The sequence below is a fragment of the Bradyrhizobium sp. Leaf396 genome, assembly GCF_001424605.1.
In the GTDB taxonomy this organism is placed as follows: Bacteria; Pseudomonadota; Alphaproteobacteria; order Rhizobiales; family Xanthobacteraceae; genus Bradyrhizobium; species Bradyrhizobium japonicum_C.
In genome coordinates, this window is sequence record NZ_LMQJ01000022.1 from 59565 (window position 1) to 80116 (window position 20552).

Sequence of the window (20552 nt, forward strand, 5' to 3'; positions counted from 1 at the left end):
CACCGGGTCCGCCACGCCGCTGGTCGCAGCAGCCGCCCTCGATCTTCGCCGAGACTTGGCCATGGCGCTGTTGAGCATCGGCAAGGAATCGCCGGTCTGACTGCCGGCGCTCGCTCTGTTTGCAGCGGTCTTGTTGTTTTTCGAGGAATGTGTCGATATCGAGGTCGCGGTATCGGTGAAGGAATTGTCTCCTGGCGTACGGTCCGCTTTCGATGCGGTCAACCGTCTGGCTCTCGGAGGAATCTGGATACCTCTGGCCGCCGCCGCTTGGGCAGTATCGAAGTTCGTTCGCCGCAACCACCCGCGCGCTGAGTAGGCTGGTTTTGTATTCTGCTGCCTGATCTCGGCCGGCCTGCTGTCGACCGTGCTGAAGGTGTTTTTCGGACGCGCTCGGCCGATGCAGTTTTTTGCCAACGGGGTGTACGGTTTCGATTTCTTCCACGTCGAAGCAGCCTGGCTATCGTTCCCGTCCGGTCACGTGGCGACGGTGGCCGCTCTGACGGCCGCGTTGTTCTTTTTGGGATCGCGCGCGTGGAGGGTTGCGGCGTCGCTTTCCGCCGCGGTCCTTGTTGGGCGGGTGGTCGTTGGCGCCCACTATCCGAGCGACGTGCTGGCGGGCGCCGCGTGCGGCGTGCTGGGAGCATATCTCGTCTTTCGGGCATTCCGCGTGCGGAGACCGTGGTTCCCCTTGCACTCGACCGCAACAGACGCAATGGAAGGGGTCGTGGAGCAGGCTTTGGCTGGGAATCCGCGCAACGCGCAATCTGGCAATCGCCGCGATTAAGAGCTGCTACACGGCTCGGATCGTCGGTCGGGCTGCAAGCCGTCGGGTCCGGCCCAAGGGCCGCCGGTTGGGACCCGCCGGGTTGATGGGTACCGGCTCGGAAGGCTGGTCCCAGCCGTTAAGCGGCGCGCCGTTGGCGGGCCGGACTCTGGAATCCGAGCTTCTTTCGCTCCTTCTCGCACGCGGCGAGCAGGGCCTTCACCTAAACAGCCATGCCTTCGGCCTTGAGATCGATCTTTTGCGAGCGGTTATAGTGCTGCTCGGTGACTGAAGCGAGCTTCTCGCGTTCTTGGGTGCGATGGTGCGCGGTCTTATGTCAGAGATCACGGTCGCCGCTGCGTAGCGGCCATCGCAAGCAGCGCGAACGACGGTCGGCGGCCGCGCCATGCGTCGCGTCGCGCGGTCGAGTTTTCGTTCGCGTCTCCCTCGCGCAGCCTTGCGCGTCTCCTTCGCTGTCTTCGCAGCCGCAACCTCCATGCGACATCGAGGGCGCGGGCATCAGGCCGCCGATTCAGGATCCGCCGCAGACGCTCGGTGAGTCGCGCTCCGCCCGGGTGCAGCGCGTCGGCGACCAAAATCCTGACGTGTCATGGTCGTGGCCGCCACCGAGCATTGCTTGAGGATGTCCGGCGCGGCTTTGGGTGCGGCTCATCGGAAGCGCTTCTCGCCGAAATCGAAGACGACGGGCTTCGGCTCAAAGGGCCGGCGTGGGCACCCACACCCGTCGGTACCCGACCGGCATTAGGGCCGTTTCATTTCAAGCCGCAATCCGGTCGGCACGCAGGTCGCGGAATTTCCGGCTTTCCTTCGCATACGCGGCGAGCAGGGCCTTAAGAGCCATGCCCTCGGCCTTGAGATCAATCCTCTGCGACCGGCTGTAATGCTGCTCGGTTACCGGGGCGAGGCGCTGGCGATCCTTGGTCTTCCCGTTCGATGTCTTGTGCGCGAGGATCGCCGTCGCCGAGCCGCTCTGCGATTGCGCCGAGTCAACCGGGAGTACGACGCCTTCATGCGGGCGATCCATGGACGATTCGGTTGGCGGTCGTCGATGGAACGCGGCGGTGGAAAGCGTTAACTATCCGCCCGATTCCGCTTGAGCTGGGATATCGGTTCCAGTACATACTGCCGGTACACGCAACCCGCCGCGGTTGTCCGGAATCGCTGATTTTACAGCAGTTTTCGAGCCCCCTGGGGCCCTGGCAGAGAATCCCTCCCTCTCCGCCATTCTGTCATACGTTCCCATTTGCCGACGCTTCCATCGGTTGAGCCGCCGCCTATGCGCTCAGTTCTTGAATGACGGCATCTGATGAAGTCGACATTTCCGAGCTATGCCTTCGACGTCGGCTACCGACACTTGCCATTTCTAGCCCGGAGCCGCTTCCCGAAGCCCACCACGGAGGGTGAACATCGGGGCGGACTTCAGACGGTCCGAACCGTGCCGCCGTCTATGACGAACTCGGCGCCGTGGATCGCTGCGGCGCGATCGGAGGCCAGGTAGGCGATGAGGTCGGCGACTTCATAGGGCTCGGCCGCACGCCCGATCGGGATCCCGCCCAGACCGTCGAGCACGACTTGCCGCGCTTCCTCGATCGAGCCGCCATTGGCGGCCTGCAGACGCTTCAGCATGTCGACGGACGACTCGGTCATGATCCAGCCGGGGGAGACGGCGTTGACCCGCACGCCCTTCGGCCCCAGTTCTCTAGAGAGGGACTTGCTGTAGGTTCTGAGCGCAGCCTTGGCGGCGGCGTAGCCGGTGGTCGACTCGGGAAGAGGCAGGACTGACTGAATGGAGGTGACGTGCACCACCGTGCCGGTGCCCCGTTCGATCATCTGCGGAACAAGGAGACGATCAAGGCGGACTGTGGCCAGAAGGTTCAGGTTCAACTCGGCGAGCCAGTGATCGTCCGTCAGGGCAGCAAAGCCGCCGCCCGGCGAGGACGAGCCACCAATCACATGGGCCAGGATGTCGACGCCGCCCATATGCTCAAGCGCGGCTTTGGCCAGGATTTCCCCTCCCTCGGCCGTCGTCAGGTCCGCCTGGACGAACGCGACGCCGTCGACGGGCTCCAGGATGCCGCGGGCAGCGGTGATCACCCGAGCGCCGCCGACCAGGAAGCGGTCGACGGTGGCGCGGCCCAGACCCTTGCTGCCGCCGCTGATGAGCACGCGCTTTCCCGCGAACTCGGTCGGATCAGCCTTGATGGTCATGTCGTGATCTCCAAGGCTGTGATGGCATTGTTTTCGAGGGTGAAACCATAGGTGAAGCGGATTGGGCTGCCTTTGAAGTCGCCATGGGCAAGGCCTTCGACCACGACCTGACCCTTCTCGTGGCAAACGGTATCCGGCGCAAATATCGCCTTCGCGCCGACCACCGCCTCTTCGAGCAAGGTCCGCACTTCGGCGCGGCCCTCATGACGGTGCCCGTTGTCCAAGACGACCGCATTGGCGGCGAAAGGCTTCAGCATGCCGTCCACATCGAGCTGGGCGTTGGCTTCAACATAGTCGGCTATGGGCTTGGGTAGTTCGATCGACATCGCTCGGCTCCTTGACGTGACAAGGTTGATTTAGCGAGAGACATCACTCACGATAATCGGAGCAAACCGCCATGGGGTGTTTCGAAAAGTGGGACAATGCCGAAGCACGGTCTGATCGAATTCGATGCTGTCCTCGCCATTGCGCGGCGCGGATCGTTCCGGGCAGCGGCGCTGGAACTTGGCCTGTCGACCACCGCACTGAGCAACGTCATCGGGAAGCTGGAACGCCAACTCGGCGTCCGACTGTTCAATCGGACGACGCGCAGTGTTTCCCTGACAGATGCCGGAAGGAAATTCGTCGATCATGTCGGGCCTGCCGTAAAGACGCTTCACGATGCGATGGGGGCCGCCCGTTCGCAGCAGGAAATCCCGTCCGGAACGCTTCGGATCAATGCATTCGCAACGGGAGCGCGGGAGGTTCTTGGTCCGCTCCTGCTAGAGTTCTTGCGACGCTATCCCCACGTTCACATCGATCTCGTCACCGAGGGCCGGATCGTCGACATCGTTGCCGAAGGGTTCGATCTCGGCCTGAGGAGCGCCGACCTGGTGCCGAGCGACATGATCGCCATTCCCGTCGGTCCTCCCCGTAGCTTTGCCGTGGTCGCATCGCCCGAATATTTCAAGGCCAACGGTAAGCCCCGCGTGCCGCCCGACCTGCTGCGCCATTCATGCCTGCGCATCCGGTTGCCGAATGGCGCGCTGCATCGCTGGCAGTTCGAAAAGGAAGGTCAGCCCGTCCAGATCGACGTTCAAGGGCCTATCACGCTGGACGAAGCCAGCCTCTCGCGCATCACGGTGCTCGACCATGTCGGCATCGGCTACTTCATGGAGTCCGATGTGCGCGAAGACATCGAGGCAGGGCGTCTCGTTCGGGTCCTGGAGGACTGGACGCCGCTACTTGCACCCCTGTGTCTCTACTATCCCAGCAGGCGCAATCCCTCGGCCGCGTTCAAGGCGTTGATCGACATGGCGCGTGGTGCTGCGAGCTGACGGTCTGCTAGATGACTGGTTCTGTCCAGAGCGCGAGTTGGCGAATGGGTGCCAACGACCGAGCTTGGTCCGGGGCCATTCGTTTGCTGTCGTCGTGCCACAGCGTGGGTACAGTGCTCATCCTTCATCTGGCGTGGCCCGTCGGCGATTTCTGGTTCTTTCCGCCCGGCCGATATCGCACGTGATCGATGAGGCTGCGCAGCTTCGGCGGAAGATTCCGCCGGTCCGTGAAGTAGAGGAAGAAGCCTGGGAAGAACGGGCAGTACTCCTCGAGCACGGGCACCAGCTCACCTCGTTCGATATAGGGCCGAAACGTCTCCTCCATGCCGAACGTCAGGCCGCCTCCCGCGCAGGCGGTCCGCACCATGACCCACATGTCGTTCGTCGTGATCCTCGGCTCCACCGCGACGTTGAACTCGCGCCCTCCTTCCGCAAATTCCCAGCGGTAAGGCGCGACGTGCGGCGCGGGTCGCCACCCGATGCAGCAATGCTGCGAAAGCTCGCGCGGGTGAGAGGGGACGCCGAACCGCTCCAGATAGGCCGGAGCGGCCACCACGAGCTGACGCTGATCGCCTGAGACCGGCACTGCGACCATGTCCTGCTCGATCACTTCGCCGAGCCGAACGCCTGCGTCATAGCCCTCGGCCACGATGTCGAATTCCTCATCGGTCACGGTCACGTCGACCTGCACGCCGGGATTGGCGTGCGTGAATTCGGCCAGCAACGGGCCGCGAATGAATCGCTCGGCGATGGACGACACGGCAAGACGCAGCTGCCCGGTCGGCTGCGCGTCACGATCCCGGGCGCCATCGATCGCCTGCTCGACTTCGGCCACTGCCGGCGCCACGCGCTCGTGCAGGCGTAGGCCTGCTTCGGTGAGACTGACGCTGCGGGTCGTTCGCTGCACGAGCGCCACGCCCAGGCGGTCCTCCATGCGCCGGATGGCCTGGCTGACGGCGGAGCGCGTCACGCCGAGCCGGTCGGCGGCCCCACGGAAACTCCTGGCTTCCGCGACGGCGATGAAGACGGCAACGAGGTTCAGGTCGGTGGTCATTGGTTAGTTGAGCTTACCACCCTGGTCATCATTGGCCAACTTGCCTCACCTTTCGCCGGAAACTACGTCTCCGCCATACGATGGAGGCACTGATGACGTCACTTGACCAATACCGCCTGCTGGGCCGCTCCGGCTTGCGCGTCTCTCCCCTCGCGCTTGGCACGATGACCTTCGGGACCGAGTGGGGATGGGGCGCCGACGCCGGCGAGGCCCGCCGGATATTCGACCTGTATGTCGAGCGCGGCGGCAATTTCATCGACACCTCGGTGAACTACACCAATGGTGCTTCCGAGCGCTTGGTGGGCCAGTTCGCCCGCGACAAGCGCGACCGCCTCGTGCTCGCGACCAAATTCACCATGGCCCGCGACCCCGGCAACCCGAATTCCGGCGGCAACCACCGGCTCAACATGGTTCGTTCGGTGGAGCAGAGCCTGCGGCAGCTCGATACCGATCGCATCGACCTGCTCTACCTCCACGCCTGGGATGCGACGACACGGCCGGATGAGGTGATGCGCGGCCTGGACGATCTCGTGCGCACCGGGAAGGTCCAGTATGTCGGCATTTGCAACACGCCGGCCTGGCGCATTTCACAGTTGCAGACGATCGCAGATCTGCGCGGCTGGTCGCCCTTCGTTGCCCTGCAGATCGAATACAATCTGGTCGAGCGAACGGTCGAACATGAACTCATTCCGTTGGCGGCGGCCCTCGGCCTGGGCGTGCTGCCCTGGTCGCCGCTCGGCGGCGGCGTGCTCACCGGCAAGTACAGCCGGGCCGATCTCAAGGATTCCCAGGAACGGGCGGTTGGAACGACACGCGCCTCGGTGATCGCTTCATCCGGCCTTCTCAATGAGCGATCGCTGGACGCGGCCGAGACGGTGCGAGCCATCGCCTGGGAGCTCGGCGCGACATCCTCGCAGGTCGCCATCGCATGGACGCTGGCCAATCCTGCGATCACCGCGCCGGTGATCGGGGCCCGCACGCTGGAGCAGGCGGAAGACAATTTCGGCGCGGTCGGGATCACGATGTCGCCTGAGCAGATGGCGCGCCTCGACCATGCGACTGCGCCCGATCCCATTTTTCCCGGCCGCTTCCTGCGTCGCCCGATGGTCGAGCAGCTCATCTTTGGCGGTGCCGCCGTCGCGCGGCGCGGATAGATCCTAAAACAACAGGTCGGCGATGTCTGGCCGACCATGTGTGCATCACTTCGGGGCAGACGATTGTTGCACTGGAAAGGGAGACACCAATGGCAACCCTGCTTAATCGCGCGCTTGCGTCGTGCGTCTACGCGATCATCGTGACGGCTTCCACCCTGACGACGGCCGCACCCTGCGGCCAGGCCAAATCCGTGCCGGAGGCCAACAAGCTGATCGTCACCGATGCATTCGATCGCTGGGCGGCGGGAGGAACCACCTTCTTCAACGACCTGCTGCACGAGGACGTGGTCTGGCGCATCAAGGGATCCGGCCCGAGCGCCGGCGAATTCCGAGGCCGCGATGTATTCCTGGATCGCGCGGTCCGCCCGTTCGCGAGCCGGTTGTCGACGCCGGTCCGCCCGACAATTGTGCGGATCTTCGCTGATGGTGACCATGTCATCGCGCATTGGGAGGGCAGCGGCGTGGCGCGCGACGGCAGGCCCTACGCGAACTCCTATGCCTGGATCCTGCTCATGCAGGACGGCAAGGCGGCGGAGGTCACGGCCTATCTCGACCTCGCACCCTACGACGACGTCCTGCGGCGCATTCCTGCGCCGGCGCAATAGGCCGGCTGCGAGGAGCAGGGTCATCGCAAACGGGAGTGATGTCGCTTCTGGCCATCCTTCGAGACGCCCGCCGTTGGCGGACCCCCAAGGATGAGGACCGAGTGCGTGGCGCTGGTTTCAGCGGGCTCCGATGCCGCTTAGCCTCATCCTGAGGAGACAGCGAAGCTGTCGTCTCGCAGGACGAGGCGCGCGCCCAGCTCGCGCAAAGCGCCATATGCGATAGCCCCGGCTGCGGGGAAGAGGTTGAACCCACCGCCTGGACGATCCGACCTAGCAAGGTCCCGCCATCCGGCGGGAGCCAGGTGATCCCAGGACCATATTCGAGCACGATGTTCGACAAAACCTACCGGCAGCGCCTCGACGCCGATCTGGCGCGATGGGAGGCCGACGGCGTGATCGCGCCGGCGGTGGCCGCCTCGATCCGCAACGCGCTGCCGCCGCTTCCGGCCGGCATCAACATCGCAATGGTCGTCGCCATCGTCGGCGGCCTGTTGATCGCGGCCGCATTCCTCGCCTTCGTGGCGGCGCACTGGACCGAGATCGCGCGGCTGATGCGGTTCGCGATCCTGCTGGCCGGCATGGTCGTCACCGGCGTTCTCGGGGCCTGGTTCGCCACCACCGGCCGCAACGTTCTCGCCGATCTCTGCGCCGGCATCGGGGCGATCATCTTCGGTGCGGGCATCGCGCTGGTCGGCCAGATGTATCATCTCGGCGAGGACTTTGCCGGCGGCATGCTGCTGTGGTCCGTCGGCGCGTTTGCCGCCGCAGTGCTGACCGGCTCGCGCGGGGCGCTCGCGGTCGGTCTGGTGTCCGCCGGCATCTGGACCTGCATGCGGACCTACGACGCTCCCGACGTCCTGCATCTTCCGTTCGTGGCGGTCTGGCTGATCGCCGCCGGCCTCGCCTTCGCCTGGAATTCGCGCGTCGCGGCTCACCTCGTCGCGCTCGCGCTGCTGCCGTGGTGGATCGCGACGTCGCTCCGCTTCGAATTCGACGGCGCCCAGCCGTCCTTCCTGCTCGCGAACGGCGCGGCCCTGTTGTTCGGCGCCGGGCTTGCGATCGCCGCCGCGCCGTCGCCAAGGGCGCTTCGCCTCGGCAGCGTGCTGTCGATCTACGGTGCGTTTGCGCTGGCCGGCGTTGCCGCCCTCGAGGTGACGACGGTCGACGACATCGTCCGTCTCCGGACCGCCACGGCGCCGGCCCAGCCGCCGTGGGCGATCCTGTGCGGGGCTGCGGGTGTGATGCTTGCCCTTGTGTCCGCCGCGCTCACCAGGCGCACGGGCGAAGTGCTGGCGGCATGCGCGATCGCCCTCGTGCTGGTCGCCGCGCCGCTGTGGCCGGCAGAAGCCGCGGGCGAGCCCTGGTTCGCTTACGCCGCGCTGCTCTGCGCCATGCTGTGCCTCGTCGTCTCCGGCATGCTCGACGAGGTGCGTCCGCGCCTGATTGCCGGCTGGCTCGGGATCGCCGCAATCATCGCCGGCATCACCTGGGCCGTGAAGGGCTCGCTGCTGCGCCGCTCGGCCTTCCTTGCGGCGGCCGGTGTCGTCGCCGTCGTGTTCGCGACAGCCCTGGGCCGCGCGCTGCCGAGGACCGAACGATGACCGGGCTGCTCGCGTCCGTCACAAAATTCGGGCAGCGCATGCCCAAGGCCGTGCTGTTCGGCGCCGCCGTCCTGCTGCAATCTGCGCTGCTGGTGCTGATGGTGGCCGACCGCATGCAGATCCTGCGCGAAGGGGTCGAGGTGACCTTGCAGACGCAGCCGGTGGATCCCCGCGATCTCCTGCGCGGCGACTATGTCGTGCTCCGCTACGACATCTCGCAACTGCCGGCCGGCAGCCTCAAAGGCAAGGTCGCCGATTCGCGCCATCCTGATGTCTTCGTCAAGCTCGCCCCCAATGCCGACGGCATCCATCAGGCGGTCTCGGTGCATGCCGAGCCCGTCGCGGTCACCGCGCCCGAAGTGCTGATCCGCGGCCGCGTCGCCAATTACGGCGGCTCCTGCGGCGACGACCGCCGAAGGTTCTGCGACAAGCTGCCGATCAAATATGGCCTGGAAAGCTATTTCGTGCCCGAAGGCGAGGGCCGAAAGCTCGAGGACGCCCGCAACCAGCAGAAGCTGCGCATCGTCGCCGCCGTGCTGCCCTCGGGCCGCGCGGCGATCAAGCGGCTGTTGCTCGACGGCGAGCCCGTCTACGAAGAGCCGCTGTACTAAGGCGGGATGGCGTTAGGAACGAATGGACTGGAGACGTTGGGACGGCCGCCCTCTGCGGACCTGCCATCCCTACGTGTGGAGCGGTGGGCTACTTCGTGCCGCTGAAAAGATCGAAGACTGAAGCTGGCTGGGCGGCGTCCTGCTCCGCCTCGGGCTGCTGGTCCGCCTCCCCATGCCGACGTGCAACGATCTCCTTCGCAGCCGCGACGGCGCGCACATACAATTCAGCTTGTTCCCTCATTTCCGCGTTCGAGAGGAGGTCGAAATCCCCTCGTTTCCAAACCTCGGGATGGCGAAGGTTGTCCGAAGCTGCGCGCGGAAAAGAGATGAACTCGCCCGCCGACGCTTGAAAGTCGGTTAGCGAAAAGACGGCGTCTTCTAAGACGGTCATCAGCAATCTGCGTTGAAAGCGCGATAGAGACATCGTCGCCCACCCGACGATGAAGATCGGCTTCAGAATACCGCCTTCGGAAATAACAATGAGAGGCTTGACCGGAATTCTTACGTCACGGCTGATGCTGTATGGCGCCACGTATTGATCGTATGAAGGAAGGCCGGAGTAGTTGCGTTCATCATCGTAATCGTAAAACGCGTTTACGTACTCAGCGACAAGAGGGCGGCTCTTTGGGTGTCCTTTGGTGCGCGCGGCCTTCAGCGCGGTGTCGCGATCCAACTTCAACGCGATACGATCTCGAATGATCGGTTGGCCGGCTGCGTATGAAATCTGGGGCGTCGCCGTGATGAAGGATACTACGGCCTTTGTTGTTGACAGTTCATCCGGGAAATTGAAGCGGACCCAATTGTGTACATAAGGTGGCCGATCGATTTTCACGGACATTAAAGCCTCTCAGCTAGTGCCTAGTTTGACACCTAAAGTATTGCTGGATCGCCTCGTCGGAAATTCGCATTCCGGGGTTCGATTCGCCAGAGTGATTATACACCTGATCCCATGGGCCGCCCGACTCGTGGGAAAGTCTCACCAACGAAGCTGGTGTCATCTGTAAATAACGAAGGAGCAGGGGCTGCAAAAATTCTTCGTCTTCGCGCTCTATGCCAACAGGGCAAACCTCTTCCTTCGCAGTTGAGGGATTCCGCCTTGTTGCGAGGACTGTGATTCGACCCGCCCCGAAGGGTTTGAACTGCATATACAATTCGCGGAAAACGGGGCCATAGTCCCATGCCTCGATCTTCGCGGTCACAAGGGGTTGCCCTGTTTTCGCGAGGAACCACGCATGCAGAAAGTAGACAATCTTGTTCACAGAGATGTTGGTAACGGTAATATCTAACCGCTCCGCCGTCTCTAGGACGTAGTTTGCTACAGATCGAACGTCATATGGCATGACCGACCGCGCGGCGCGTTGGCGCCTAGCTCAGCGTAGGCGAGAATGGGGAACTGCAAAAATCTTCGAAGCCCGGACACGCTCCAAGGCTTGCTTCCGAATGCTCAACGTCCCGGAATCGATGAAGTTTCTGACACAACCAATTTCAGCCGTCGAACTCGCGCGCGTATCGGCTTTGCCCGGATTCAGGTCAAGCGACAATTGCTGTGGAGAATTCTTTGGCGCGTCTTGCTTAGACATTTGGGAACCCTGCGCCTGATTCGCTAATGATCAGTATCTTCCTTCGCCGACAGGTCCGCAATGATCTTCGCCTCGTATTCAACAGGCGAGTCCAACGGAACCCGGAATACCGGCAATGCAACTTCCGCGGGCTGTCGGGCAAAGTGGCCGTCCTGCTTCCGCGGCGTGCTAGGTCTGAATAGCCGTAAGTACAAGTGCGGGCTTATGCCGTCGTACTGTTGAAACACGACCTTCGATCTATCTTCCGGGTCCTCGGTAATGGCGTCGTTATGCAAGGCGATTGCTAAGCTCTTGCGGTATGGCTCGATATAAATGACCTTCGAAATCCCTGCTGCCACAATGTGCCGCGCGCAGTTGTGACAGGGATATGTGGTCGTAAACATCGTCGCGCCGACGAGCGAATGCCGGCCCTCGCGCGCTACCGCTAAGATGGACTCCATTTCGGCGTGGATTGATCGCGAAAACTCGGTTAGATCGTCAACTTCAGTGCCATCCAAAATTTTGCGAACGTCTTCGACTTTGGTCCCCGCCTTTAGCAATCCGGATTCTCGAATTAGCTTCGCAATTCGGTCGCCAATCTTCGTTCGACGGACTTCGTTGTGACAAATCTTGCTGCCCCATTTGAAGCAGCGGTGATCTTTGTCATCAATGGCCCTCTTTGCCTCATCCCAGATGCTCTGATCATCCTCCACATAAAGACCGCCCTTAAACTTCGGCACGTCATTCCAGCCCACAGAGATGAGTTCTCCCTTGGCTGATATGATTGAGGCGCCCACTTGTCGCGACATGCACGCAGAGCTAGCCATTGCGGCCGTTGCTTCGTACATCGCCGACTCGGATTTGGTCGGGGTATGTACATTGGTATCGAAGACAATTTCCAAATAGCGGTGGAGGCGCCTTTTTAGCTCCTCCTCTTTCTTGTCGTTGCAAATGAAGAAATCGGACAGCACAAATATCTTGCGTGTCATTTGGCCGAAGGTAGCCGGTTCACCTTGATCGCGGTCCAAAACTGCTTGTACATCTTTTTCTTCTGCGCCTTTGTCTACCAGACGCTTTTTCCGAATGTCGTCAGGCGCAAAAATTCCGAACAACATGAGAGTATCGCGGTAGATCTGACGCAGAAGCGCAAGCTCCTCGGCATTTTTCAGCGAATCGATGATGTACGCACGACGCCCCGGTATGAGTGCGCCGTCCTCGCTACGATATCCGCCGCGCGATTCGCGAAACTTCGCGATCCGTTCAACCGCCTTCTCAGCTAAGTAATTGTTGCCGAACCGCTCGCGCAGCCTATTTCCAGCCGCCTGCATCACCTCGATGTAATTGTTGAGCGGATTTTGTGGAGGCGTGGTTACGTCGACGCGGCGGGCCTCGGTCCGGATGATATCACTCATTCCGATGATGGGCGCGACGTCGTATTTGAAATGCTGAGTCAAAATCTCCGAGAGCAGCCGCCCCGAAGTGGAGACGCCTGAGCCAACAGGGCCGACCAAAGCGATGACAAGTTCTTGCGAAAGCCGATCAGATATTTCGGTTGCGAGCTTTTGTTGCTCTTCAACCACGCGCGGCCTCAAAGGCACAGGGTCAACCATCATCCCCCCTATCAAAATGGTTGCAAGTATTCGCAAATACACCGGTCTTCCGGTGCGGCGCAACCCGCATGAAGTGCGGAGTGTTACGTTGACAGTTCACAAAATGCGCGCCGTCCGGCGGCAAACAGAACTCCGAACCAGCGTCCGACGCGCAACTCGGTCGCCTTGAAGAGGCCGGCCGGAGCCCTGCCTATCAGCTTGCAATGATGACATCATGCTCCTGTTTTGCCCGACGAAGCAAATCACGGGAGACGTCATTCGGAATGAGCGGCAACGATCGCGGCCAATCCTCGTCGGCTCGCACGGGCGCGCCGGAGAGGCGAGTCAAACCGCGATCCCTCGGCTTTTCGCCTCCCAAAACACCCGCCCGATCCGCACCTGATCCCGCCCCNCCCCCCCCCCCCCCCCCCCCCCCCCCCCCCCCACCTAACCCATTGATCTTGCAACCCCCGTCTACTGTGCATGGGGTTGTTTTCGCGCTTCTGTTATTCCATGCCATCACGCGAGGCGTTCAACCGCCGCGGCACCCGATCCGCCGCCCCCACCCCAAGCGAGACCAACATGCACTCTTCCGCCAGCGGCTGGGGCAACGGGCTTCTCGGCGTCATCATCTTCAGCGGCTCGCTGCCGGCGACGCGGGTTGCGGTCGGCGGCTTCTCGGCGCTGTTCCTGACGTCGGCGCGCGCCGTCATCGCGGCGCTGATCGGGGCGGCGGTGCTTGGCTTGTTGCATCAGGCCCGGCCGGCACGCCAGGATCTCGCCTCGCTCGTCATCGTCGCCATCGGAGTCGTGGTCGGCTTTCCGCTGCTGACCGCGCTGGCGCTCCAGCACATCACCTCCGCGCATTCGATCGTCTTCATCGGCCTCTTGCCGCTGGCGACCGCGATCTTCGGCGTGCTGCGCGGCGGCGAGCGGCCGAAACCGCTGTTCTGGCTGTTCGCCGTGCTCGGCAGCGCCACGGTGGCCGGCTTCGCCTTCTCCAGCGACGGCTCGGCCTCGCTCACCGGCGATCTCCTGATGGTGGCCGCGATCGTGCTGTGCGGCCTCGGCTATGCCGAAGGCGCCGCGCTGTCGCGCCGCCTTGGCGGCTGGCAGGTGATCTCCTGGGCGCTGCTGCTGGCGCTGCCGCCGATGCTGGCGCTGGCGATCTGGACGTGGCCATCGGACTGGAGCGGCGTCGGCGCGCCCGCCTGGATCGGGCTCGCCTATGTCTCCGTCTTCAGCATGTTCGTCGGCTTCATCTTCTGGTACCGCGGGCTCGCCGCCGGCGGCATCGCCCGGGTCGGCCAGTTGCAGCAGCTGCAGCCGTTCTTCGGCCTCGCGCTCGCGGGCTTCCTGCTGGGTGAGCCGGTCGCGGCCAGCATGGTCGCCGCGACCGCGCTCGTCGTCGTCTGCGTCTTCCTGGCGCGGCGGTATGCGTGAGGCCTGTGCCTCACTGCTGCCCCATCACCGTCCGCGTCAGCGCGCTCCTTGCGAACTTCTTCAGCGGCATCGGCTTGCCGAACAGGAAGCCCTGCACCAGGTCGAAGCCGAGCTCGTTTGCCGCGACGAGGTCGGCGCGGCTTTCGACGCCTTGCGCCACCGCGCGCGCGCCAAAGCCCTGCGCCAGCTCGACGATGTGACGGCACACCGTGCGTTTCAGCCGATCGCCGCCGCTGCCGGTGACGAACTGCCGGTCGGCCTTCAACTTGACGAAGGGAATCCTGTCCAGCTCCATCAGCGACGGCCAGTTGGCGCCGAGATTGTCGATCGACAGGCCGATATTGTGCAGGCCGACCTCGCGCGCAACCTCGGTCAGGAGGTCGAGCTCGCGGATCGCCTCCTCGCTGTCGATCTCCACCGTCAGTCCGCCGAAAGCCGGATGCGTGGGAACGCGGCGACAGAGATCGCGCACCGCCTGCGGCTCCCTGAGATAGGAAGCGGGAAGATTGATCGACAGATTCACGGGGCTTTGTTGTTCGAGAAGATAATGCCAGTCTCGCACGGCACGATCGACCACGAACTCCGACAGCTCGCGAAAATGCGGATCGTGCGGCTCCGGGATGAAATAGGCCGGCGGCACCACGCCCCAGGTCGGATGCCGCATCCGCACCAATGCCTCGGCGCCGCTGCGCACCAGCGTGCGCGCGTCGATCTTGGGCTGGTACCAGAGTTCGAGCCAGCCGGCGTGCAGGGCCTCGCCGACATGCACGGCCGGGCTCGGCGCCGGCTCGTCCGGCAGCAGCATCGCAACGCGCTCGCGCAGTGTCTCCGCGGCAAACGGCGTGGTGAGCGGCGGCAGCATCGCAAGGCCGTATTCCTCGCCGACCTGCCGCACGGCCTTGACGATGATCGAATCGCGGGCGCCGACGGCGAGGACCCTGCCGCCGAATCCCTCGCGCACCAATACTTCGAGGAATCGTCCCGGCTCGATGCCGTCGGCGGCGACGCCGAGCAGGATCAGGTCCGGCAGTTCGGTGGCGAGCACGGTTTGCAGCTCGTCAGCGCTGGCGCATTCGCAGGTGACGAAGCCGAGATCCTCGAGCACCTCGCTGAGAAAGGCGCGCAAGTGGCGCTTGCTGTCGGCCACGCAGGCGCGCGGCGTCACCTTTCGCCGTCCGAAGGTCACAGGCCTCCGTCCGACGAGTTCACTCATCCCATCGCTCATCCTACACCACTCCCGTTCCGTGACGGTTTCTTAAACGCGGAGCGTGGGTTCAAATAAGGAGAGCTTCACATCGTTCTTGAATTATCTGAGTAACGTTAAGCTCTGCAATTCGAGCTAATTTGTCGAGGATCGCTCGAAGAGAAAGCAGACCCAAGCCTTGCAGGCTGCCAACTCCGACGAGCGCGGAGGTCTCTCTCGCGCGCGGCGCTGAATTGGCGGCGAAGGACCGACGTCAGGACGTTCGCTTCGCGCGAGGCGCGCAGGTTCTTGCCTTTGCTCGCAGGCGGCTCCGCGGCACACGCGCGGGCCGGCGGCCATGAATGTGAAGCGCATCACACGTGCGCTGCTGCACTCGCGCTAATGCTCCGCTGAGCCGGTGGTGGGCTGTCGAGGATTGCAGCAATGACGACGCGGCGGATGATGTATTGGTGGTTCAGGTTCGTGCTGTCGGGGCGGTTTCTCGATCGCTTCCTGAGCCTGCCACGCGCGCCGAACTAAGGGGCAATGTGATTGCCCCTTTGTGCCGAGCGCGCTCAGGTTTGCCCGATCAGTTTGCGGAACGCGGCAGCGCCGTCCTGCATCGCATCGCGCCCCTTCCAGGCCAGATAGGTCAGCTTGCCGCCGAGTGTGTCGTGGCTGCGCAGTCGACGCGATCCGAGAATGTGGCCGACATTGTCGGGGAAGCGGCTCACCTCGGCCGAGACCAGCGCCGCGATCGCGTCCATCAATTGCTGGAGACGGACGCCCCACTCGCAGTGCTCGAAGCCGTCGATGCGGACCTTGAGCGCATATTCGGTGTCGTAGATCTCGGCGAGCAGATCGCGGGCGACCAGCACCCGGTTGTTCCGGAGCGCGACGCGAAGCGCGAGGCGCTTGTCGTCGAGCCGGTCGAGAACCATGTGGACGACGCAGGCATAGGGCGTCGCGGCGACGTCTGCGGCGGCCTTGCCCGCCGCGGCCTTGGTGGCAAGCCGCGCCAATTGCCAGAACGGCTTCACGCGCCGCGCCACCAGCGCCAGCGCGAAGGGCAGCGCCTCGGGATGGGCCTTCTTGAAGGCGTCGAGCTGCGCGGTGATCTGGGCGACCTGGCCGTCGTCGAACTTCGCGATCTTCTCAGGCAGCTTCTCGTTGAACTTGGGCAGCGCGTCGCCGGCGCGCAACACGTGAAGCATCTTCACGACATCGTCGAAGGCGGTGCGCGAGGCCGTGTATTGCGCGAGCTTGGCGCGCGCGGATTCGGTGCTCTCGGGCGAGGTGAGGGTGTTCTCGAGAACCTTGACGACCTTGGTCTGGAAGGTCGAGGCGATCTTCTGCACTTCCTTCGGATTGTTGGCGGCGACCTGATCGTTGATGGCCTTGATGTAGTCGCGCGCCATGGTCGGCAGCAGGTCGCGGCAGATCCACTCCCAGATCGGGGTGAGGGTGTTGCGCGAGATCCGCCCCATATTGGCATGCTCGGGTGCACCGTCGATCAGCAGCAGCTCGAGAGGCGCGAAGAAATTGCGCGAAGGATTGGTGGCGCGCGCCTGGGTCGATCCGTCGTTGCGGAACTCGGCGCGCAAGCGGGACTGGATCTCGGCCGAACCCGGCATGTCGATGCCGCACAGCTCGAGCCGTTCGAGCTCGCTGAGCAGACAGCTGCGCGACAGCGGCGTGAGCCTCTGCAGAAATTCCGACAGCCGATCGATCTCGTTCATGCACGCAATCTTTCGCAGCGTGTTCCCGCGGGCTTGCGGGCCCAATGCGTGGAGGCATTTGCGCGCTCTCAACCTGCGTAGAGAAGCAAGTCGCCGTTAATTAATCCGTAAAAACCGGGGGGTGGCCTGGTCTGAAGGTGAGCGGGCCAGTCAGACTTCCGGCCGACCAGCAACGATTTGAGCAGGAACTCAACCCCAGCGTGGTTAAATCCGACGCCACGCAAGCACAAATTGTGCCGAAGTCGCCATTTTTGCATCAAACGGCCTAAATCCCCGTATTCCTACGGAGCAAAAAGTTAACCACAGACCTGCCCCGGTTCCGCTAAATGAGTGACATGGGGTCACGGAACGATACGGCCACTGATTCGCGGTCTTCGGAATGGCACGAAGACAGCGCTGCTTCAGCCGATGAGCCCGATCTCGTCCGCCTGAGCGCCGTCCGTGCCAAGGCGGCCGACGAAATGGCGGCCGCCATCGCCCGCGAGCTCAACGGCCCCCTGACTGCGCTCCTGCTCTACATGGGCGAGATCAAACATCACAGCGATCAACTCGCGCCTGTCACGGGCGATCGTGCCTACTTGCAGCGGGTGGTCGAGAACGCGCTGGCGCAGACTGAACGCGTTTGCGGGTTGGTGAAGCAGCTTGCCGGCCCTCACAAGGGCGGCCTGCCGGTCGCGTCCAGCACCGAGGAGGCGGAATCGAAGGTCACCCGCGTGCTACAGCCGCAGCGCCTGCCGGGGGCCGAGCCACTCGGCCCCTCGGGCCAGAAACGCCTGACCAAGCGCGAGCGCGAGGTGCTGAGGCTGATCAGCGAAGGCTATTCGAACAAGCAGGGCGCGCTTCGCATGCAGATCAGTCCGCGCACCTTCGAGAGCCATCGCGCGGAAGCGATGCGCAAGCTCGGGGCGCGCAACACCGCGGACCTGGTTCGTGCGGCATTGCTGCATTCGATCGACTAAGGCAGACCGGTTGTTCGGGCGCGGCCCGGGAGGTCTCCCGAGGAGTTTTGCGAGTCTCGTCGCTCAGAAATAGTCTTCGGCGAACGGACGTGCGCGCGAGGCGGGACGCAGCGGCTTGATCTGTTCCTTCGGCGCGTTCGGAATGATCGTGATGGTCCAGCGCGGCGGCACGCTCGATTCTTGCTCCAGCACCGAACGCACGAAACCGGTCACCGTCGACTCGCCGGCCTTCACGGTCGCCATGCGGCCGTTGAACTGTGCGATGCGGAATCGGCGCACCTCCTTCTGGTCTGCGGTCTCGTAAGTGAACATGGAAAACCCTCCTGGTTTTCCGGGGACTATCGCCATCTATGATTAGCCATCAGTGAATATCCCAAACCGTAGAAGTACGGCGGGAATACACGCGCGGGTGGTCCAGAGCATTTTCGGCGAAGTAGCTGCCTGATGACGAAGAGGGCGCATCAAGAGGGGATCGGACCTTCCGGCTCCTGCGCGCGCGCGGCGGCGTAGGCGGCCTCCATCAGGTCCAGCAGCGCACGGAACTCGGCCTCGCCAAGATCTCCCGCGGTCTTCTCCAGCTGCAGCGCCAGCGCGGCGAGCCTGACATAGCCGAACGTTCCAGCCGCGCTCTTCAGCGAATGCGCTTCGCGGGCGATCCTGGCGTGGTGCTGCGCGAGCGAGAGCGTGCGGAACAATTGCATGCGCGCGCAGGTCTCGCTCCAGAACACTTCGCGGACTTCACAGGCACCGTCCTCGCCGATCTCGCGCACCAGCGCTTCATACGCGCCCGGCTCGCGCGCGGGATCGGCATCGGGCGCCTTCTGCGCCGGCGCAGCGGTTGCTTCGAACATGGGCTTGCCCGCCTTGATCACTCTTCGTCGTCGCGCGGCACGTGCAGGCGCGAGGTGTGCCCACGCGTCTACGGCATTCGGATTTCAGTTCCGGTAGCAGGATGGCCGGTGTTTGCAGGCCGGCGTTAGCCGGCGGTTTACCAACCGACCGCTGCGGTCAGGACACCCGGACCAGCCGGTCGTACTGGCCCTTCACGGAGGCGTAGCATTCGCATGCTGTCTGACGCAGGCCGTCCAGGTTGGTGATCTGGATGTGTCCACGGCTGTAGTGGATCACATTGGCCTGCTGCAATGAGTTGGCGGCTAGCGACACGCTGTTGCGCCGCGCCCCGATCATCTGTGCCATGGTCTCCTGGGTCAGCAGCAGCCGGGAGTCGCCCGACAGATCATGTGTCTGCAAAAGGCATCGCGACAGCCGCGACTCCACCGGATGGGAGGCATTGCAGCCCGCGGTCTGCTGCACCTGGGCGTAGACCGCCAGCCCGTGGCGCGTGAGCAGCGTGCGCAGGGTGCTGCTCTGGTCGGCGGCGACCCGCAGCCGGTCGAGATCCATCACCGAGGCGACGCATGGAACGAGCACGATGGCGGTGTTCAGTGCACAGGCATCACCCATGGTCGACAGCGTCCCGAGCAGGCTGTCGCGGCCGATCATGGCGACCTGCACACGCTCACCCTTCGCCAGTTCCACCACCAGCGAGATGACGCCGCGGTGGGGAAAATAAGCGCGCTTGAGCGTCTCGCCGGTTCCGACCAGCACTGCGTCATGGGGCAGATCGACCGTCCGCAAATGCGGGCGGATCAATCCATAATCATCTGCCGACAGTGCGGACAGGAAACCGTTGGACGGACGCACCATCGTTTCCAAAGTTGCCTCCCCGCTTCCCTGCACCTTCGATCGCGACACGTGAAATCACGTCCTGCGCGGGCAAGCTCCATCATCTTTGCTTCGGGATATAATGGCAATTGGGACAAGTTGTCCGGAGTGCAGCGCCGCCGTCGCCCAGGACAGATTCACTGACTATTCGATCGTCGGGAGATGCGGACGTGGCAGATCGAAGTCCGCTGCATCGACTTGTTGCAGCAGACGATTGGGCGGGTGGCCGCTCGCGGTGATCCCGGTCACTACGGCGAGCTCGATGGAACGATCGGCGCGGCGCAGGTTGTCGGCTAGGCTTTCGATGATATGAATTCGCGCGTCCGATGTGTTCCGCTCGGCGCTTGAGCTCGGCGTCACACGGTCTGTGCAAGCCGTTCAGGCGGCAGCGCTGCCGGTCGCCGTCGACGATGTCTGGCATAGCATCGACCGATGCCGATCATTGCCTCGCCCGCGGCTCGGTTAGCGCGGCACGAGTCGCTATGGTCATACGGTAACCGTGCGTTTACCGCCCGTGCGAACCGCGGACGCGGCGGCAACACCACAAAGCGCGCCCAGGAGCGCGCCGTTGGTCGTAGTCGGATCGGTCCAACGGCCTGCAGGCCGTCTCTATCGCTCTTCACGAGCAGGACTTTCCTGAACGCTGTGCCTCGCTGTTATCGGGGTGTTTACCTCGCGCGTCGCATTCGTGCGGCGCCGAGCCGGATTTGCCGAAAAGCGCTGCAGCATGCGGCGAAACCGCGAACTTCTCTTCAATATCCGTAGTAGCACGGAGGATGAAATTAACGGGACCGTGAAACGGGATGTCTAACGATCCAGGATAGGCGTCGTCCGTGCCAAGGTGGCTTGGGCGTCGAGTTTAGATCCAGGTCAGTAAGGCGTAGCTCATGGATGATCTGTTGCGGGAGTTTTTGACGGAGACCAGCGAGAGCCTGGACACCGTGGACAATCAGCTGGTGAAGTTCGAGCAGGAGCCGAACAACGCCAAGATCCTGGATAACATCTTCCGCCTGGTCCACACC

At 63.4% G+C, this 20552-nt stretch carries 22 protein-coding genes; 9 read left to right on the top strand and 13 right to left on the bottom strand.

What is annotated here, in order from left to right; translation table 11 throughout:
* Nucleotides 1-337: 337 nt before the first annotated feature.
* Entirely contained in the window at nt 338-784 is a 447-nt protein-coding gene (locus ASG57_RS20060; RefSeq protein WP_082529016.1) for a phosphatase PAP2 family protein, read from the top strand.
* 757 nt (nt 785-1541) lie between these two features.
* Here the strand turns inward: ASG57_RS20060 and ASG57_RS20070 are convergent.
* The 3 genes from ASG57_RS20070 to ASG57_RS20080 all read right to left on the bottom strand — a co-directional run bounded on the left by ASG57_RS20070 (nt 1542) and on the right by ASG57_RS20080 (nt 3318).
* A complete protein-coding gene (locus ASG57_RS20070) occupies nt 1542-1808 on the bottom strand; it encodes a hypothetical protein (RefSeq protein ID WP_057197145.1) in 267 nt (88 codons plus the stop codon).
* A 395-nt stretch (nt 1809-2203) separates the two neighbouring features.
* Nucleotides 2204-2992 (bottom strand): SDR family oxidoreductase, encoded by a 789-nt coding sequence (locus ASG57_RS20075; protein ID WP_057197147.1) that lies wholly within the window; start codon nt 2990-2992, stop codon nt 2204-2206.
* Nucleotides 2989-3318, bottom strand: a complete 330-nt coding sequence (locus tag ASG57_RS20080) for a nuclear transport factor 2 family protein (RefSeq protein WP_057197149.1) — start codon at nt 3316-3318, stop codon at nt 2989-2991. Before ASG57_RS20080 ends, ASG57_RS20075 begins: the two co-directional genes overlap by 4 nt.
* A gap of 96 nt (nt 3319-3414) precedes the next feature.
* On the opposite strand from ASG57_RS20080, the gene ASG57_RS20085 reads away from it, so the two are divergent.
* Complete coding sequence (locus ASG57_RS20085) at nt 3415-4308, top strand: LysR family transcriptional regulator (RefSeq protein ID WP_057197151.1); 894 nt, start codon at nt 3415-3417, stop codon at nt 4306-4308.
* 124 nt (nt 4309-4432) lie between these two features.
* On the opposite strand, the gene ASG57_RS20090 is transcribed toward ASG57_RS20085, so the two are convergent.
* Nucleotides 4433-5362: a LysR family transcriptional regulator gene (locus ASG57_RS20090; protein WP_057197153.1), complete on the bottom strand. Its 930-nt coding sequence runs from the start codon at nt 5360-5362 to the stop codon at nt 4433-4435.
* A 92-nt stretch (nt 5363-5454) separates the two neighbouring features.
* Between ASG57_RS20090 and ASG57_RS20095 the strand changes: the two genes are divergently transcribed.
* The 4 genes from ASG57_RS20095 (at nt 5455) to ASG57_RS20110 (ending at nt 9333) form a co-directional block, all read left to right on the top strand.
* On the top strand, nt 5455-6516 hold the full coding sequence (locus ASG57_RS20095) for an aldo/keto reductase (RefSeq protein WP_057197183.1): 1062 nt from the start codon (nt 5455-5457) through the stop codon (nt 6514-6516).
* 89 nt (nt 6517-6605) lie between these two features.
* Nucleotides 6606-7121: a nuclear transport factor 2 family protein gene (locus ASG57_RS20100; RefSeq protein WP_057197155.1), complete on the top strand. Its 516-nt coding sequence runs from the start codon at nt 6606-6608 to the stop codon at nt 7119-7121.
* A 329-nt stretch (nt 7122-7450) separates the two neighbouring features.
* Nucleotides 7451-8722 (top strand): DUF2157 domain-containing protein, encoded by a 1272-nt coding sequence (locus ASG57_RS20105; RefSeq protein ID WP_057197157.1) that lies wholly within the window; start codon nt 7451-7453, stop codon nt 8720-8722.
* Nucleotides 8719-9333: a GDYXXLXY domain-containing protein gene (locus ASG57_RS20110; RefSeq protein WP_057197159.1), complete on the top strand. Its 615-nt coding sequence runs from the start codon at nt 8719-8721 to the stop codon at nt 9331-9333. The genes ASG57_RS20105 and ASG57_RS20110 overlap by 4 nt, the downstream gene beginning before the upstream one ends.
* Before the next feature lie 88 nt (nt 9334-9421).
* Here the strand turns inward: ASG57_RS20110 and ASG57_RS20115 are convergent, their stop codons facing one another.
* The 4 genes from ASG57_RS20115 to ASG57_RS38950 form a co-directional block, all read right to left on the bottom strand.
* A complete protein-coding gene (locus tag ASG57_RS20115; RefSeq protein WP_057197161.1) occupies nt 9422-10171 on the bottom strand; it encodes a hypothetical protein in 750 nt (249 codons plus the stop codon).
* A 13-nt stretch (nt 10172-10184) separates the two neighbouring features.
* Nucleotides 10185-10673 (bottom strand): Panacea domain-containing protein, encoded by a 489-nt coding sequence (locus ASG57_RS40070; protein ID WP_057197163.1) that lies wholly within the window; start codon nt 10671-10673, stop codon nt 10185-10187.
* A 263-nt stretch (nt 10674-10936) separates the two neighbouring features.
* Nucleotides 10937-12505 (bottom strand): anti-phage dCTP deaminase, encoded by a 1569-nt coding sequence (locus ASG57_RS20125; RefSeq protein WP_057197165.1) that lies wholly within the window; start codon nt 12503-12505, stop codon nt 10937-10939.
* Nucleotides 12506-12695: 190 nt separating this feature from the next.
* The coding region (locus ASG57_RS38950) for a hypothetical protein (protein ID WP_210169294.1) at nt 12696-12893 on the bottom strand (198 nt) is incomplete at its 5' end.
* 170 nt (nt 12894-13063) lie between these two features.
* Here ASG57_RS38950 and ASG57_RS20130 point away from each other — a divergent pair.
* On the top strand, nt 13064-13924 hold the full coding sequence (locus ASG57_RS20130) for a DMT family transporter (protein WP_024341938.1): 861 nt from the start codon (nt 13064-13066) through the stop codon (nt 13922-13924).
* 10 nt (nt 13925-13934) lie between these two features.
* Here ASG57_RS20130 and ASG57_RS20135 read toward each other — a convergent pair whose 3' ends face one another.
* Together ASG57_RS20135 and ASG57_RS20140 are read right to left on the bottom strand one after the other, a co-directional pair.
* Nucleotides 13935-15149, bottom strand: a complete 1215-nt coding sequence (locus tag ASG57_RS20135) for an EAL domain-containing response regulator (protein ID WP_057197167.1) — start codon at nt 15147-15149, stop codon at nt 13935-13937.
* Between the two features lie 533 nt (nt 15150-15682).
* On the bottom strand, nt 15683-16846 hold the full coding sequence (locus ASG57_RS20140) for a hypothetical protein (protein ID WP_057197169.1): 1164 nt from the start codon (nt 16844-16846) through the stop codon (nt 15683-15685).
* A gap of 335 nt (nt 16847-17181) precedes the next feature.
* Between ASG57_RS20140 and ASG57_RS20145 the strand changes: the two genes are divergently transcribed.
* Entirely contained in the window at nt 17182-17805 is a 624-nt protein-coding gene (locus ASG57_RS20145; protein WP_024341935.1) for a helix-turn-helix domain-containing protein, read from the top strand.
* Nucleotides 17806-17868: 63 nt separating this feature from the next.
* Here ASG57_RS20145 and ASG57_RS20150 read toward each other — a convergent pair whose 3' ends face one another.
* The 3 genes from ASG57_RS20150 to ASG57_RS20160 all read right to left on the bottom strand — a co-directional run bounded on the left by ASG57_RS20150 (nt 17869) and on the right by ASG57_RS20160 (nt 19512).
* Entirely contained in the window at nt 17869-18117 is a 249-nt protein-coding gene (locus ASG57_RS20150) for a hypothetical protein (protein ID WP_024341934.1), read from the bottom strand.
* A 149-nt stretch (nt 18118-18266) separates the two neighbouring features.
* The gene (locus tag ASG57_RS20155) at nt 18267-18656 is read right to left on the bottom strand and encodes an Hpt domain-containing protein (RefSeq protein WP_057197185.1); all 390 of its coding nucleotides are present in this window, start codon (nt 18654-18656) and stop codon (nt 18267-18269) included.
* A gap of 157 nt (nt 18657-18813) precedes the next feature.
* Nucleotides 18814-19512 (bottom strand): Crp/Fnr family transcriptional regulator, encoded by a 699-nt coding sequence (locus ASG57_RS20160; protein ID WP_200948572.1) that lies wholly within the window; start codon nt 19510-19512, stop codon nt 18814-18816.
* Between the two features lie 180 nt (nt 19513-19692).
* Between ASG57_RS20160 and ASG57_RS39700 the strand changes: the two genes are divergently transcribed.
* The gene (locus ASG57_RS39700) at nt 19693-19827 is read left to right on the top strand and encodes a hypothetical protein (protein ID WP_283806201.1); all 135 of its coding nucleotides are present in this window, start codon (nt 19693-19695) and stop codon (nt 19825-19827) included.
* Nucleotides 19828-20552: the final 725 nt, after the last annotated feature.